Genomic DNA, 14,446 nt, shown 5'->3' on the forward strand with positions numbered 1-14,446 from the left:
CTCCGCTAAACACGGGGGCTGCGCGGCGGACACGCCGACGTCACCGCGATGCCACGCCATTTTGCAGAACTTGACGCACACAACTATAAGCGAGGCCGGCGGCTACCGCTTGTGCCCGCTTGGCACCCGACAGGTTGCGGTAGAAGACGTGCGGTTCGAACAGGATGACCGGCCGGCCAACGGCGTCGAAGCCGTGCCCGCTGGTCTCGACATCGAGGAACGCGTGCATCTCGTCCTCGCCGACGCCGATCCGGGCACCGAGTTTCGGCAAGTCTATATCATCGAGGCGCCTGGCGGCGCCCCTGAACGTCATGTCCATGGGCAGTCCTTTCCGCCCTCGCGGGCAAGGTTTTGAGGTTGAAAAAGCAGATGCGCGGCGGCAAAGCAGAATTTGGCGGCAGCCCGCGCCGATGTGGCAAGGAAGGTTGATGTTTTCGACCCGCCGTGTGAAATGGCCGCGGGATGGTGCACATGTCTGATGATGAACAAACCGCTGCGGCACGCTGGTCGGTGAAGTCCGAGCTCCGCGCCGTCGCTCGCGACAAGCCGTTGCTCGCGGTGCTGGCGGCGATCCTCTGTCTCTATTGTGCGTTTATCGCCGGACCGATCGTCTATGCGGTGCTGGCCATCAACGGCATTGCGGATTTCTTCAAATGAAGCCGGTTCCGGCGATATCGCTGCGGTCCGGCGCGCTGCGTTTTCGGCCCCGAAATTGCTTGGCCTGGATGAAATTGCCTAGCCGGGATGAAACTGTTCCCGTCTATCGTTCGTAGCTTTAGCGGGAGGACACGTGACGATAAGAATCAGGCTTCCGGGCGGCACCTTGAAGATCAAGAAAAGGAGCGAGCTGCGGCGCCGCGAGCAGAACCGCGAGGTGCCGGTTTGGCAGGTCGGCAATTACTTCGTCATCTGGTGGCCGAGCGGCGTGTCCGATCGCCCATCCTCGCCCAGAAAATCCTCGCCCAGGAAATAGCCCGCGCACCCGACGATCCCGACTGGGCATTGACGCTTCCATGCAGGATCAGGAACCGCCGCGCGCGCCCAAACCTCAAGACCGCTCGACTAGTCCCAGAAAAAGTCGGCGGGCAGGCATTGACTCTTCCGCAGCGGAAGGCGATGCTGCATTGCACAATTTGGGGGCGGCGGAAGCGATGGCAGTGCGTATCAGGATGCCGGGCGGCACGCTGAAGGTGAAGGTGTACCGCGAATTGCGCGACCGCGAACGCTCCCGCCGCATACCCGTCGTCAAGATCGGCCGGATCTATTTTACCTGGTGGTCGAACCGCCAGCGCTTGGTTGACGATCAGTCGCCAGGATGACGCATGAATTTTTTCGGCTGCCGTGCGCCTGGGAAAGCCCGCCCCGACCTCCGCCGGCCAGTTTGCAAAATAAGTTGATGAGGCTGCTGTTGACTCTCCCGTAACGGAAGGTCTCTACTTACCGCATTGCACGAAAATTGCTGCGTTGCACAACGGGAGTTGGACCGATGGCAGTGCGTATCAGGTTGCCTGGCGGCACTCTGAAGATGAAGACCTATCGTGAGTTGCGGGCCAGGGAACGAGACCGCCGCGTGCCTGTGATGAAGATGGGCTCGCTGTATTTTGTCTGGTGGTCGAAAAGCCAGGACCCGCACCAGAAGCCGCAGGACAGCAGACGGTAGCGGCTCCGCCGGCGCGTCGCGGCTATAAAACCTGACGGCTCCGAATTCATGCTTCTCGGTCCCCAGGATTTCTGATCGAAATGCTGTACCATTGTTAATGCGATTTCAAAGTACTGACGATCGCTGCTGGCTTCCGAGCTTGCAAACCAGCGCCGCTTGCCGCAAACAGGCAATAAGAACGGAGGGCGAGTATATGTATATCGGCAGTGACGCTGGCGAGACTCAGGCGGCGGCTTTCGCTAAGCTTGGCTCAAAGAGTGGCAATTAGTGAGCATTCAATCCCGCGCGCATTCGTTCCTCCGCAGCACGCCGCTTCGCTTCTACTACCATCTGTTGAAGGCACGCATCGGCGGCGCGCCTCAATCCGATGAAAGCGTCATTCTCTCCCGTCTGGCGGTCAATTGCCCCCGCACTTTTGTCGAGTTCGGGTTTCATCCGACCGAATACAACTGCATCCGTCTGACAGGCTTCAATGGGCTGCTGGTGGATGGCGACCACACGACGGTTCGCCTGGCTAAAGCCGTCCTCCCGAAGCGCATCGAGGCGCGCCAAAGCTTCATCACGCTCGACAACATCAAGAGCCTTGGCACTCATTTTCCGAAGCTCGGAGTGCTTTCTGTCGACGTCGACGGCAATGACTACTGGTTTCTTAACGAGTTGCTGCCGGCTCGGCCTTCAGTTGTCGTCGTCGAGTACAATGCCAGCTTTGGGCTCAACCCCGTCACCGTGCCATACGATCCGTCGTTCGATAGGGCGGCAAAGCACGAAAGCGGTTGGTATCACGGCGCCTCGATCACGGCTCTGACGCAGCTCTGCAATAACCACGGCTACAAACTCGTCGCTGTCTCGGCGGCTGGCGGCAACCTGTTCTTCTTGCCGCAGACTGTGGCCTTGCCCGGACTGGAGCCTGCGGAGGCGTACCGCGAGAGTGCACTTCGCAACGGCTGGTCAGGAACCACGGCGAAAGAGCAATGGGAGCGAATCGAGCACATGCCCTTCGTGACTGTGAGCTAACCGTGTGATGAGCATTAACCCAAAGGCATCATTTCATTACCCGGTCAGGCCGCACTAGGGCGTCAGCAGGGACATCGGTTCGCACTATGGAACCGGCGGAGATAATCGCCCGATCGCCGATCGTGACACCCTTCATGATCATGGCACTGTTCCCAATCCAGACATCGTCTCCAATCACGATCGGAGCGGAGCGGATGCCAGGGTCGACTCTAGGATGGCCCCGCTTGAAGATGGCTTGCATCTGCGCGAAGCGCTTCTTCGGGTCCATAGGATGCGAGTTGGTGTCGTGGATCGCCACACCCCATGAGACGTGTACCCGCTTTCCGATCTTGATCCCCACCGGGTCTGACGACCAAATCGTCGAGCTTGGGCCAAGATAGAACCAATCATCAATCTTGATCCGACCCTCGTGGGCAAAGACCTGCAAATGTCCATCCAAATGGCTGTCCGCGCCGATTGAGACGCGAGACCGGTCGCCGTGGATATTGAAGATCTCTCCCCCGGCGCCGAACTTCGTGCGCGGCCCGATGACGGCATTCTCCCTAGCGGCGCCCGTGGCGATCCACGACCAAAAGCGGCGGCGAAGAGTGAGAACGGTGGAGAAGACGCGCATTCGCGAACATCTGCCACACAGGACCATTCCAGTCTAGGCTCCGAAGAAGCCCCGGCGCGACAGACGACGGAGTTCCTCAGCGTCGAAAGTTCCGTGACGCAGACTGCCCGCAGCATTCGGATGGAGCTCATCGCCCATGTAAAGCAACGAGGTCAGGTAGCCGATGCCACTCTCACCACCCACGTCGATTAACGGTATGGACAGCAGCTTCGCCACTTCGCACTCGGCTTTGAAGAACTGGTCCATGGTGTTGGCCTGGCCATTGACCCGACCTATCCGGTGCGTCGCGTGTCCAGGGCCGCCGCTGTAGGTGCCAATCATGACGATCTTGGCGTTCGGCGCACGCGCTCGGATGGCGGCGCAGGCCGCCCACAGCGAACCATAGTGAGTGGCGTAGGTCGTGTCGCCGAGAGCACCCAGGGGCGTCTCCTGCGCGCCAAAGGCGTTCGGGCCCGGCTCCAAGATTACCAGCTCCGCGTCGACTGGAATGTTGGCGATCGCATTGGACATTCCGTAGCTCGGATAGGCGGTGGTGCTCAGCCCCAAGGCCGAGCCACTGACGGCTAGATTGGTAGGAACGTCCGGCATTCGCGGCGGAAGCGGCGGCACTGTCGGATGCCTGGCCGGCGCTGGCTGCGGCAGCATCCTTCAAGGCCTGGGTTTCATCGCGCAGCGCTTCGACCTCTTCGACCACATCGGCGATGTCGGGCGGAACGGATGCGGCGATGGTGATGGCATCGGCGCCGATGGCCGGCTCGTCGGCCGTGAACTCGAACACGCGGTCGGCGTTGACCGACCCGACCTGGGTGTGAACGGTCGTGCCCTTCTGCAGGGTGCGCGTAGAACGGGCGTCGGCGGCGCGGAACCAGTCGCCTTCGCTCGCCGTGTAGATGCCGTTCTGCGTCGGGTCGGCCTGGTCCTTGACCAGCACGCGGTCGCCGATTTCGGCCGGCACGCCGTCGATGGCCTGCAGGCCGTGCAGGAGGATGTCGGCCGTGGTTGCGAGGCGCACGGGTTCGCGTTCGCCGGTCAGGAGACGAACGGCGGCAGTTGCAGGTCGGGACATGAGGGCTTGCTCCATAAAAAAAGCCCCGCATAAGCGAGGCTGGAAGGGGGTTCGGTGCTGTCGGTGGGAGACTTAAGCTACGCGGCCGGACACCGCGCTATCCGGCGCAGCCGGCGATTTACATTTTCCGGACGGAGAGCGGCAACGCGGTCGAGACTACAGCAGCCCGCCAATGAGCCTTCTTGTGCCCCTCATGGCCACCAGCCCGCAGGCCATGCCGGCGCAGTCGGCGACCCAGTCGAGGATATCCATATCGCGCGCGATCAGCTGCGCGCCCTGAAGCAGCTCGATCGCCGCGCCGGTGATGGCGAGGAGCACGACCAGCCTCGTCTTGTGTTCCGGCCAGCCGAGGCTTCCGAGCGCCGCCAGCACAGCGAACGCCGCGGCGTGGTTGAGCTTGTCATGGTGGAAGGTGAAGCCCATGTCCAACTCCTGCAGGAAGCGCACCGGCGAAAGCGCGAGCAGGAGGACGCCGGCCAAGGTAAGCAGAAAAGCGATCCTTGCCATGGTCGGAAAAGTGTCTGTGCGCAACAGGTCAATCCTTCATCTGAAACAGGAGGCGATCCAGGAGGCACCGCCAAACTGACCGCTCGGCGGTTAGCAGGCCATAAGCCAGGATCGTGACCACAATCAGACCGACGGCACGTTGCGTGCCTGGTCGCCATTTCCGGCGTGCGCACTCACCAGTGATTGCGCCAGTGCTGATCCGGTCGAACCGAGTGCCGGGCTTGCATCCGCGACGAGCCACGGAGCACGCCAGTACATCACTTCGGGAGCAACGAAAGCACGTTCTCGTCAAGGAACTGACGGCGCTTGCCGACAAGCGGCAGCCGATCACTCTCGAAGTTCCGGCAACACCCTTTCGTCGAGAAATTTGAGACGACTATCCAACATTTCGGCGTTGGCTGGGCTAGGCGGCACGTTGACCGGGATTAGATCTGCCACCGAGTCCCCCGTCGCGCAGCTTCGACCCACTCTTCCATGGCGCCGATATATCCATCCAGCGCCTCGTATGGAGTCTTGGCGTCTACCGCCGGCAGATATGTCGGGGGCACATCGCCGACGATTACCCATATCCATGGGTCAACTTCCGGCCTGCCCGGAACAATCTCGAAGAGAAAAATATAGGTTATGCCGTCGGCCCCGTATCCAAGGTATTCCCCCTTGATGTCTGAAACCCAATCATAGAAATCAAGATATTTTCAGGGCTTCCAGACGTGCAGCATCAAGCTCTTCATCGCCTGTGCTTTTGTCAGTCGACGGCAAGCGGGTGACGCTGGTCAAGTCGGGTTTGACGTCGCTATAATTTCTCTCGACCACTTGTGTTCCCTTTCATTTCTTGCTTGAGCCATCTTCTTCTTGCCCAGCGAGCATAGTCTCCTGCATCGCCATGGTGTTTAATATGATCTGCTCTCGCACGATGCGTGATGTTTGAGAGGTGATCTGCCCCCCGTCGGCCAGCGCTTTCTCGTGAGACACATCCATATTCCGGCCCGTGGGCTGATTGGTCCTTGCCAGAACGCTCCGTGCGAAGTGACGCCCCGGTTTCTTGCACCGCTGTCGGCTCCGCCGCTCAGCGTCGCAATCACCCATGTCAACCGTTACAATTGGAAGTCGAAACTAACTCCGCTCCGATTCTGGGTGTTCGTCGAGGGTTTTGCCTCGCCTCCATGGCGAGGTTTTTGTCTCGCGCCAAGCATACCAGCCGTAAGGTAAATCAGCCAAACTGCATAATAGTCTTGTCTTTTTCAACCATATTTTTCAGGCTTATGATCATAATATCGCTTTCATCGAAATCTTCCGATTCATCCGCGTGAAACTGCCATGATCCGTCATCATCATCATGCACGACGCGAGCAACCCACCTACCATTGCGTATAGCTTTCCTGTTTACAAAAACAGCTACGTTCTGGGGGTCTTCAAACTTCCATTTAGTCATCACAGCGCCTATTTGTTCCACTTTCTCTGTTTCGAATTCTTGCAACCATCCTTGCATTGGTGTAACTATTCGATCCGGGAGTCTTTGTCGGATCAACTGGAATAAGCGGATCGATGTGATCAAACTGTGATTCGTTGGCGGAGGAGTAACGCCTTTTTTTACTTTCACCGGGTCAAAGCAGAGTAAACTCCGCTACCATTCAGAATGTGTTTAGGTGATTTTGTCGCGCTTCCATGGCGAAGACTTTGTATCGCGCCACGCACGCCAGCCTAACGGCAAATCCGCCAACTGTGCAACAGTTCCATCAAGCTCGACCACCTCGACCAAGGCCACTAAAATTAGGTCATCTTGATCAACTTCAGCTTCATTTCCGTAGAATTGCCACGACTCATTATCGTCGCCGTCATCATCATGTGACACATACGCAATCCAGCCGCCCCCCCTAAATATCTTCCGAGTCGAAATAACGGCTGTGTTTTTTGGGTTTTCGAACTTCCATTCGGTCATATGTCACCTATTTGTTCGATTTTTCTATATTCTCAAACCCAGCCGTAAGACGAAGATTTTTATAGCTATTTGATCCTGACGATTTTGTCTTGTCAGCGGGATTAACCGGATCTATGTGATCGATATGAGCTTCGTTTTTTGGAGGAGTTACGCCTCTTGTGCTTTTCTTTGCTGGAATTGTTTCTATACCACTCTTATCCGATCTCAAAATTCCATCATTCACCCTTTTATTTTCCTCGAAAATAGCTATCCTCTGCTTCTTTGTTGGATCCTTGCCGGACGCAACGTTGGGAGGATCTTCCAAATGCGTATAGGGCCTCCTTATTTCTCGGGCCTTGCCGGTCGAGATCGGAATCTCTTGTGCATTGACAGAAACCGGGGGAGCCCCACTATCCAGTACGATATCAGGTTTAGCATTCGCAGAACGCCCGGCAAGCCTTGCCAACACCTGGCTGCCAACTGCACTGAGCCCTTCGGCAAGGACATTGCCGCCCGCCCCCCAAAGCGCGCCGTTGGCAATTCCCCAGGGGACGCTCTGTCCTGTGTTGAAGGCGTATGCCCCGCCATAAGTGCCACCCGCCACACCCCCGACGCCAGTTCGGGCAGCAAGACCGATCAAGCCGTTCTCTGCCGCCGCGCCAACGCTTGCCCGGCCCAGCAAACCGAACAAACTCTCCGCCAGGCCATATCCGCTTAAGCCGGTGCCGAGGGCTTCCGCCGCCCAACCGGCCGAACCGGCCCGGTCCTCGGCGTCCTCGGTCTTGGCCTGTTCATCTTCGAGGAGGTTCTGGTAGTTTCCTCCGGACCAAGCGGAGTCCAGCCCGGCGGAGATCGCATCCGCACCGCCGGCGGCCGCGCCCTTAGCCGTGAGGCGGCCGACATCCGAGAACGCCAAGCCGAATTGCTGTAGCCACGGCATGGTGCTGTACTGGGCTTGGGCCGGATGTTCCCCGATCCACGCCAGCCCGTTCTTGAGCACTGCAACCTGGGCTTCCAACGACTCTGGCGCGACGTTCGGATCTTGGGCGGCCTTGGCTCGCCACTGGGCTTCCGCCGCCACAGAAATCTGTTGGGTTGTCGCCTTGCGGGCATCAGGATCGCGAACCGCCAGGACGATCGAACTCAACTTGGCAAGGCGCTTTTCGAACGGCACGCCTTGGTCGATGTATTTCGCCGCCTGCTGGCCAGCTACAGCCCAGGGCATTGGCAGTATTCGGTCGAAGCCCAACTCCTGCTGAGCAGCGACGGCCCAGGTGACGGCAGCCTTATAATCCTCAGGAGCTGTGATCTTATCCCAGTCCGGAGCATGGTTCGGGAACAGTTGGCCGACGTAACCGGCGGGATCGGCGCGCCTGGCACCCAGCACCAATTGCGCGGCGCCGGCCCTTATCTCATATTGCTCCCGCTCTTCCGGCGAGCCGTAGGGGCCGGGTTCAAAATCCCGAATCTGGGCGTGTATCGCCTGGTTCGGGACGGGTCGCATGTCGAAAACCGCGCGGCCGATATCAGCCGTTATGTCGAAGGCTTGGAGACGCTTGCCGCCATCTTCGGCGCCGTACACGGCAGTGAAGTCTTCGGCACCCGGTGTCTTGCCAGAATAGCTGCCGGTATTGGCAATGGCAGCCGGCGCGTTCTGCAAGGCGATGTCGATGTTCGTGCGCGCATCGACCAGGCTTGCCACAGTCGCTACCTGCGCCTTCTGGCCGAGATCCTGAACCGTGTCCGGCGACAAGTCGGCAATCCAGGGTCCTGCGGCAGCCCAAGCCGTATTTCCGACGGGCCCCACGGAACCCGTGCGGATAGGTGTTTCGTCGGACGGAAGGCCACCTACGGGCGCTTCGCGCGTCGCCAGCACGCTGGACCCACTCGCCCGAGGTCCGCCCACAGCTTCGATGGTATCGTCCTTAGTCCTGCCGTCCGTTGAGACCGGCCCAGTCCCCAGCACCTCCGCAGCGCGCTTCGGGTCCTTGGCGATCATTGCCTGGGCGAGCGCCTTTGCCGTGTTGCTGCGCCAGGCGGCCTCGGCGGCCTGCCGGGCCACCGGGTTGCCCATCTTGCCGATCAGCTCGAGCCCGCTCTGCCGGATCGCCTCGAATGTTCCTGTGTCGTCCGGGTCGCCCTGCGCGATGGCGCTTGTGTAGCCGTCCTCGACCTTGCTCCACTCGGCCTGCTCATAGTTCTGGCGCCGCGCATGCTGCTGCGCGGCCATGCGCGCCGAGCCGGCCAGCCGCAATGCCTGCTTTTGGGCGAGGAAATTGGCGCGTTCGCCCTCCGGCACTTTCGCTACGGTGTCGTCGAAGATCTGGTCGAACAGGCCGGGCTTGACGACGCCGTCGCTGCGCGGATCGAGCTGGCCATACATGAAGTCGTGCAGGCCGCTGCCGTCGGCCGGCGCGGTCTGCACCGCCACGGCCTCGGCGTGGGCGATGCGTGCGTTCAGCTCGCGGCCGATAATGTCGGCGTCGAACGCGTCCTGCTGCTGCTTCTGTTGCTTGAAGCGCTCGGCAATCGCCGAGAGCTCGTCGCCAAAGCCTTGCATGGCGGCGCCCACCGGCGAGCCGTCGGGATAGGAGGCCACAGTGCCGGTATCGAGGCGGCGCTGGGCAAGCTGGAGCGGGATGGTGGCCATCAGTAGAGGCCTCCACCCGGCGCCGGCGGGAAGGCGCTTCCGCCGAACGTCACCGCCTTGGCCGGGTCGTAGATGCCGGAGATGCCGGACACGAGATTGCTGCCGGCCTTGAAAATCGAGGCGCCCACCGCCTGCCTGCCGGAAAAGCGCGCGATCGCCGCCTGCGTGGCGAGACCGTTCTGGCGCAGCTGCGAGCCGTACTGGATCGCCTTGAGGTCGAGCTGGCCCTGCCTTGCATTGGCCGCCATCACCTCGGTCGGCGAACCAGAAATAGCGACGCCCGAAGCGCCGGCCTGGGCACGCGCCTGCGCCTGCAGCAGATCCTGCTTGTGGCGCTCCTGGCCCTGCTCGAAGGCCGAGCTTTGGGCGTCGGCCCGCGCCTGCTGTTCATAGGCTTTGGCCTGGTACTCGGCCATCTGCTTGGACTGCTGGCCTTCCGCCAGCGCGCCGCCGACCGAAAGCGCCGTACCGATAAGAGCTAGTGTGCACATGGTCAGCCTCGTTCGCTGGCGGGAATGAATTTGCTTTTGATGCCGTCGACCGGCGCACCGATCGAAGGCCGCCGGTCGAGCACGCCGCCCGGGCTGAGGAAGGACAAAAGCAGCCGGTCGACCTGGATCGCCGGGCGGCTGAGACGCGATGGCGCGGCGGCGCGCGGGCCGGCCATGGCAGTGCGCCGGATGGTGGTCAGGTTGACTCTGACCCCGGCAGCGCCGTCGGCATTGAACAGGCCGTTGGCAGCGATGATGGCGCGGCTCAAGGCATCGGCCGCGAACAGCTCCTGGCGCAGCTGTTCGATCAGCCAGTGGATCGTGCGCCAGCGCTCGCCGAGCGCCTCGGCGTTTGTCCTGACCTCGTCGCCCGGCGCGGGCGTGGCGGCGACGGCTTCGGCGGGGGGTTCGTCCAGGGGGGCGCCAATGCGGCGCTCGTCCGCGTCCTCGATGGTTTTCTCGATCAGCGCGATTTCAGCGTTGCAGTCGTCCAATGCGGCACGCGCCGCCGTCAAATTGCCGGCGCCGAAGATCGCGTCAAACTTTTCCGTTTCCAGCTCGCCCTTGCGGGCGATCGCATCGTTGAGGTCGGTGTCGAGCAAGGCGCGGATGGCAGCGAAATCGGCAGCCGTCCGCGCCCTGCCGAGTTGCTCGGCATGGGTTGGGGTCACTGGTGGGTTCCTTGGTTGGGGAAGCGATGGAAGACGGAGCGGGTGATCTCCCCCCTCGAGGGGGAGATGGCCGGTAGGCCAGAGGGGGTCGTCTCGCGTGGAGCGCCGGCGTTCTTCCCCCGCGATGGAGGCGATAGGAGGCCGCGTCAGGACGAACCGACCCCCTCTGTCGCCTTCGGCGACATCTCCCTCGAGGGGGGAGATCAGCAGTTTCTAAGGCTCGGCGTCGAACACCGGTGTCATCGCCCTGATCGTGCAGGGCGTTGGATTGACGTGGCGGATCTTCACCCGCCCCTGCCCTTCCCAGCTATCGTCGATCGGCACCTCGACATTGCCGGTGAACAATTTCGCCATGCCGTCGGGTGCAACCACGGACGGGATGCGAACCTGCTCCCAGCGGCCGCGGATGAACGACTGGACCTGAAGCCCGGTTGTGTCGGTTTCCAGCAGCGAAAGAATGAGCTTGGCCACCTTCTTGCGCCGCCCGACGATCGATCCGTCGCGGCCGCCGACATCGAGCTCCAGCGTGTTGGCTTCGGACTGGTAGCCGAGCCCGACCTGCCATTTGGCTGCCTTAGCCCCACCGGGCAGCGAGACCGCGCCAGCGGCCACAGCAAGGCCCTTGTAGACCTTGCCATCGGCCAGGACGTCGGCTGTTTCGCCGTTGAGATGATCAAGCCCTGAGACCGTGCCCACAGCGACGCCCGAATAGGTCAGGCCGCAGTCGACTTCGAATGCATCACCGATCCCGCCATACTCGAACGGCGCGGTCTTTATTTCGATATAGCGCCTGGTCACGCCGCCGATCGTGCGCTTGACGATCAGCCAGAGATCGTCGTTGCCGTCCTGGCCGGGCGTCACCACGGCGCTTTCGACAACGGCCCAGTTCGATCCTGAGAAGCTTCCGGCGATCTGGTGGATGTGCATGCCGCGAACGTCCTGCGACGGCTGGTGCGTGTAGCCGCCGAGTTCGCCATCCCCGAGCGGGAACCAGAGCAGCGGATCGGGGTCGGTCTGGAAGGCGAGTTCGACGACGCCTTTCTTGGGAATGTGCTCCGATATCTGACCGACATCGTCGGACGTGAAGCGGCCGGTGGCGTTTTGCGTCAGCTCGGCGATCGATTTGCGGGAGCGGGTGACATAGAGGAACGACTGCCCCGCATCGACGGGACGCAGCGGGGCACAACCGAAAGTCCGGGACCGGCGGTTCTTGAACGAGGACGGCGTCAGCGCCTCGTCGATGCCGGAACCCGACAGCGCCCTCACCCCGCCAAGCGTTCCGATGATCAGCGCACCGTCCGATTCCGCCACCCACGTAATGTCATTGGCCTGGCCGCCACCTGCCTGCACGAATTCCAGCGCGTCGGTGTCTTTCTCACCGGTGGCGAAGTTGTCGAAATCGCCGGTTTGCGAGGCATAGACCGAGAATTTTCGGCTGAACGCCAGACGCTCCTCGTAAAGCGAACCGCTCTGGACATACTTGCCGGGCACGAACGTGCCGAGACGCCAGCGAATGATCGGGCTGAGATCGGGCAGAGCATGCCCGTACAACTGGACCGTGACCACCGTCGTGCTGGTCCGGGCAACGACCTTGGCCCAGCGCCAGAAGCCATCCGCGCCAAGCAGACGAATGGCGCGGCCGATATCGCTGGTCTGGAAGCCGATGCCGTCGTTGATGCCGACGATCGAGGAGGCCGAGAGATCGAACGGCGTTTGCGACGGCGCGTATTCGTGCAGGGCCAGTTCGGCGATAGCGGTTCCATCGCTGCCGCCACCTGAAAACAGTAGCTGATAATATTCGTAGGCAACCGTGTTGTTGAAGCCGTCGAAGAAACGGGTTTCCGACTTGGACCAGCCGGTCTCTCCGTCCCGGCTGTCGAGCGTCGTCCAGTCGGTGCCGTTGTGCGAGGCCTGGAATTGCCACTGGGTCGGCGATGCAGTGTCTGAGTGATCATTCGTGGCGGTAATCCAGTAGGCGTCGACCGTCTTGGCCCCGCCGCCGCCGAACTGGTAGCGCAGATACCCGCTCGGAAAGCCCGCTATGTTCTCCCCCTTCTGCTTGTCGCCATCGAACACCTGCCACACGTCGGATGAGCCGTTGCTGTTGCTGACCGTGCCGCTTGGCAGCGTATTCGCGACCATGACCGGCATGGCGTTGCCGGTTGCGGCCGGCGTTAGCGTCGTGGCCGTGGTGTTGATCTTGTCGTATGGGCCGTCGAGAAAGACGAAATCGGCGAGCGTCCAGGTCGTGTGCGCAGTGCGCGTCAGCACTTTGACCGGATGATCCTTGTGGGTGATCCACATCTGGTCTGCCGACTGGACGAATTGCAGGTCGAACAGATCGGCCTCGGGATAAGGCGAAACGACTTCGACCGTGCCGACACGCGCGCCATAGGCATAGACGCGGATGTAGAGATCGCCGAATTCGAGCGCATAGGCCTGATCGGCCGAGAAGATGAACGGGATCAGCCGTGTCGCCTTTGATGAGTCCCTCACCTCCGCGCAAAAATAGGTGCCGCCACGCTTCCTGATACCGCCATGCGGCAGCGTGACGAAATTCATGCATTTGGACAGCGCCGCCCGGTAAAGATCGAGCGAGGCGCGAGCATGCAAGCGGGGAGAAATCTCGCCGCGGATGAAAGCATCTTGGACCGGATAGAGCGTGGTCATCGGCCGACGCCCCGGCTGTCGCCGCGCTGGAAAGCCCAGGACGTCGTTGAAAATCTGCCGCCGCGCTGGATGGCATTGGCTGAATAGGCGGCGTCCAGCGCCCTGTCATAGGCGCTGCGGGCGACGTCGATCATGCTGGCCTTGTGGGTCAACGGATGGGCGATCTTGATGGCGAGCGCCGCCACCAGCACTTCGCTGAACAGCGCGTCCCAGTCGTTGGGATCGGTCAGATTGGCGACATAGCGGATGACGCGCGGTCCGGCCTGATCCGAATAGATCAGCCCGGCCTCCTGCCGCCATGAGAGCGGCACGCCATCCGGCTCGCCATTATGGGTCAGCGGCAAGGGCCGCAGGCAATCGGCGGGAAGCTCATAGGCGAAGTTCAGCGTGCCAGCGCCGCCGCAGGTGTCGAAGCCGGCGACCGAGGCCGCCAGGATGGCGAAGACAAAGGCATGCTTGGTCAATTCGGCCTCGCGGGTCAGGTCAAAATGCAGATTGAGCAGGCGCGCCGCCTTGGCGTCCTGGTCGAGGCTGTCGATCGGCGCCTCGTCGAGCACGGCGAGCGCCATGTTGGCGATGTCGAGCGGGGTGATGGCCATGGCTCAGCCCTCTGTCTGTATGGTTGGTCGGAGAAAACGGGGCATGGTGCCTCCACGGCAAAAAGCCGCTTCGAAGCGGCTGGGGATTTTTTGTGATTTTGGCTTGGGCGGAACGTTGCACGTCTCGTGCACGGGGGCCGTCACGACGCCACCCGCCCGTCATGAAACGGCGTGGCAGACGCTTCGTCAGCCGTCTTTTTCCCATTCGAGCAAGGAAGACGGCAATGCTTCGGCTATTGCAGTTTCACGACACCGCCGCGCAACGCGGCGATGTCTTGCATGAATTGTGTCAGCCGATGCGTGCGCCGGTCGAGATCCCTGTTTCAGCTGACGTGGCAAAGACGCTTGCTTTCACCCTTCCGGCACCTCCCGCCAAAGCCAAGCCCCTGTCCAGGGCATCCTGAAGACTTGGCGTGTAGTAGGCGGTGTCTTCCAGGCCGCTGAAGAAGTTTATGCGATGAACTTCCCCCTTCTTACTCATGACAATGCCCGCTTTTCGGAGCACTTCCTGAACTGTTTTGTACTTCATGTTCATGGTGACCTCCCTTACCAAGACAAGGCAGCATCGCCCTTTCTTGTAACTGTTT

The 14,446-nt window shown here is 61.2% G+C and carries 18 protein-coding genes; 6 read left to right on the forward strand and 12 right to left on the reverse strand.

The features are described 5' to 3' along the window. Nucleotides 1-40: 40 nt before the first annotated feature. Complete coding sequence (locus NKH41_RS30675; RefSeq protein ID WP_352770697.1) at nucleotides 41-319, reverse strand: N-acetylmuramidase domain-containing protein; 279 nt, start codon at nucleotides 317-319, stop codon at nucleotides 41-43. Between the two features lie 152 nt (nucleotides 320-471). Here NKH41_RS30675 and NKH41_RS30680 point away from each other — a divergent pair, with 152 nt between their 5' ends. The 5 genes from NKH41_RS30680 (at nucleotide 472) to NKH41_RS30700 (ending at nucleotide 2,674) form a co-directional block, all read left to right on the forward strand. Then, on the forward strand, nucleotides 472-657 hold the full coding sequence (locus NKH41_RS30680; protein ID WP_352474196.1) for a hypothetical protein: 186 nt from the start codon (nucleotides 472-474) through the stop codon (nucleotides 655-657). Nucleotides 658-790: 133 nt separating this feature from the next. After that, complete coding sequence (locus NKH41_RS30685) at nucleotides 791-973, forward strand: hypothetical protein (RefSeq protein WP_352491000.1); 183 nt, start codon at nucleotides 791-793, stop codon at nucleotides 971-973. A gap of 40 nt (nucleotides 974-1,013) precedes the next feature. Further along, a complete protein-coding gene (locus NKH41_RS30690; protein WP_352770694.1) occupies nucleotides 1,014-1,319 on the forward strand; it encodes a hypothetical protein in 306 nt (101 codons plus the stop codon). Nucleotides 1,320-1,486: 167 nt separating this feature from the next. Then, a complete protein-coding gene (locus NKH41_RS30695) occupies nucleotides 1,487-1,660 on the forward strand; it encodes a hypothetical protein (RefSeq protein ID WP_352452704.1) in 174 nt (57 codons plus the stop codon). Nucleotides 1,661-1,927: 267 nt separating this feature from the next. Continuing rightward, entirely contained in the window at nucleotides 1,928-2,674 is a 747-nt protein-coding gene (locus NKH41_RS30700; protein ID WP_352770691.1) for a hypothetical protein, read from the forward strand. Between the two features lie 28 nt (nucleotides 2,675-2,702). Here NKH41_RS30700 and NKH41_RS30705 read toward each other — a convergent pair whose 3' ends face one another. Together NKH41_RS30705 and NKH41_RS30710 are read right to left on the reverse strand one after the other, a co-directional pair. Next, entirely contained in the window at nucleotides 2,703-3,287 is a 585-nt protein-coding gene (locus tag NKH41_RS30705) for an acyltransferase (protein WP_352770689.1), read from the reverse strand. Nucleotides 3,288-3,320: 33 nt separating this feature from the next. Continuing rightward, nucleotides 3,321-3,932, reverse strand: a complete 612-nt coding sequence (locus NKH41_RS30710) for a GDSL-type esterase/lipase family protein (RefSeq protein ID WP_352780638.1) — start codon at nucleotides 3,930-3,932, stop codon at nucleotides 3,321-3,323. Between NKH41_RS30710 and NKH41_RS30715 the strand changes: the two genes are divergently transcribed. Further along, complete coding sequence (locus NKH41_RS30715) at nucleotides 3,817-4,386, forward strand: hypothetical protein (RefSeq protein WP_352770710.1); 570 nt, start codon at nucleotides 3,817-3,819, stop codon at nucleotides 4,384-4,386. The two genes, NKH41_RS30710 and NKH41_RS30715, sit on opposite strands and share 116 nt — an antisense overlap. A gap of 123 nt (nucleotides 4,387-4,509) precedes the next feature. Here NKH41_RS30715 and NKH41_RS30720 read toward each other — a convergent pair whose 3' ends face one another. The 9 genes from NKH41_RS30720 to NKH41_RS30760 all read right to left on the reverse strand — a co-directional run bounded on the left by NKH41_RS30720 (nucleotide 4,510) and on the right by NKH41_RS30760 (nucleotide 14,394). Continuing rightward, nucleotides 4,510-4,884 (reverse strand): hypothetical protein, encoded by a 375-nt coding sequence (locus NKH41_RS30720; protein ID WP_352770684.1) that lies wholly within the window; start codon nucleotides 4,882-4,884, stop codon nucleotides 4,510-4,512. A 1,186-nt stretch (nucleotides 4,885-6,070) separates the two neighbouring features. Continuing rightward, a complete protein-coding gene (locus tag NKH41_RS30725; protein WP_352780643.1) occupies nucleotides 6,071-6,337 on the reverse strand; it encodes a hypothetical protein in 267 nt (88 codons plus the stop codon). Nucleotides 6,338-6,502: 165 nt separating this feature from the next. Then, nucleotides 6,503-6,799, reverse strand: coding sequence for a hypothetical protein (locus NKH41_RS30730; RefSeq protein ID WP_352472061.1), 297 nt, complete (start codon nucleotides 6,797-6,799; stop codon nucleotides 6,503-6,505). A gap of 7 nt (nucleotides 6,800-6,806) precedes the next feature. After that, nucleotides 6,807-9,428, reverse strand: coding sequence for a hypothetical protein (locus NKH41_RS30735; RefSeq protein ID WP_352935411.1), 2,622 nt, complete (start codon nucleotides 9,426-9,428; stop codon nucleotides 6,807-6,809). Further along, nucleotides 9,428-9,919, reverse strand: a complete 492-nt coding sequence (locus tag NKH41_RS30740) for a hypothetical protein (protein WP_352501172.1) — start codon at nucleotides 9,917-9,919, stop codon at nucleotides 9,428-9,430. The genes NKH41_RS30735 and NKH41_RS30740 overlap by 1 nt, the downstream gene beginning before the upstream one ends. 2 nt (nucleotides 9,920-9,921) lie before the next feature. Beyond that, nucleotides 9,922-10,521: a hypothetical protein gene (locus tag NKH41_RS30745; protein ID WP_352935414.1), complete on the reverse strand. Its 600-nt coding sequence runs from the start codon at nucleotides 10,519-10,521 to the stop codon at nucleotides 9,922-9,924. Nucleotides 10,522-10,803: 282 nt separating this feature from the next. Then, a complete protein-coding gene (locus NKH41_RS30750) occupies nucleotides 10,804-13,260 on the reverse strand; it encodes a phage tail protein (RefSeq protein WP_352770676.1) in 2,457 nt (818 codons plus the stop codon). Next, nucleotides 13,257-13,859, reverse strand: coding sequence for a phage connector family protein (locus NKH41_RS30755; protein ID WP_352770674.1), 603 nt, complete (start codon nucleotides 13,857-13,859; stop codon nucleotides 13,257-13,259). The genes NKH41_RS30750 and NKH41_RS30755 overlap by 4 nt, the downstream gene beginning before the upstream one ends. 289 nt (nucleotides 13,860-14,148) lie before the next feature. Beyond that, the gene (locus NKH41_RS30760) at nucleotides 14,149-14,394 is read right to left on the reverse strand and encodes a hypothetical protein (protein ID WP_352472067.1); all 246 of its coding nucleotides are present in this window, start codon (nucleotides 14,392-14,394) and stop codon (nucleotides 14,149-14,151) included. Between the last annotated feature and the right edge of the window lie 52 nt (nucleotides 14,395-14,446).

Source organism: Mesorhizobium sp. M1169, assembly GCF_040318345.1.
Taxonomy (GTDB): domain Bacteria; phylum Pseudomonadota; class Alphaproteobacteria; order Rhizobiales; family Rhizobiaceae; genus Mesorhizobium.

Excerpts from the sequence above, each read along its gene's own strand:
- NKH41_RS30675 (WP_352770697.1), bottom strand. The coding sequence starts at position 319 with ATGGACATGACGTTCAGGGGCGCCGCCAGGCGCCTCGATGATATAGAC.
- NKH41_RS30680 (WP_352474196.1), top strand. The coding sequence starts at position 472 with ATGTCTGATGATGAACAAACCGCTGCGGCACGCTGGTCGGTGAAGTCC.
- NKH41_RS30690 (WP_352770694.1), top strand. The coding sequence starts at position 1,014 with ATGCAGGATCAGGAACCGCCGCGCGCGCCCAAACCTCAAGACCGCTCG.
- NKH41_RS30695 (WP_352452704.1), top strand. The coding sequence starts at position 1,487 with ATGGCAGTGCGTATCAGGTTGCCTGGCGGCACTCTGAAGATGAAGACC.
- NKH41_RS30705 (WP_352770689.1), bottom strand. The coding sequence starts at position 3,287 with ATGCGCGTCTTCTCCACCGTTCTCACTCTTCGCCGCCGCTTTTGGTCG.
- NKH41_RS30710 (WP_352780638.1), bottom strand. The coding sequence starts at position 3,932 with ATGCTGCCGCAGCCAGCGCCGGCCAGGCATCCGACAGTGCCGCCGCTT.
- NKH41_RS30730 (WP_352472061.1), bottom strand. The coding sequence starts at position 6,799 with ATGACCGAATGGAAGTTCGAAAACCCAAAAAACACAGCCGTTATTTCG.
- NKH41_RS30735 (WP_352935411.1), bottom strand. The coding sequence starts at position 9,428 with ATGGCCACCATCCCGCTCCAGCTTGCCCAGCGCCGCCTCGATACCGGC.
- NKH41_RS30740 (WP_352501172.1), bottom strand. The coding sequence starts at position 9,919 with ATGTGCACACTAGCTCTTATCGGTACGGCGCTTTCGGTCGGCGGCGCG.
- NKH41_RS30750 (WP_352770676.1), bottom strand. The coding sequence starts at position 13,260 with ATGACCACGCTCTATCCGGTCCAAGATGCTTTCATCCGCGGCGAGATT.
- NKH41_RS30755 (WP_352770674.1), bottom strand. The coding sequence starts at position 13,859 with ATGGCCATCACCCCGCTCGACATCGCCAACATGGCGCTCGCCGTGCTC.
- NKH41_RS30760 (WP_352472067.1), bottom strand. The coding sequence starts at position 14,394 with ATGAACATGAAGTACAAAACAGTTCAGGAAGTGCTCCGAAAAGCGGGC.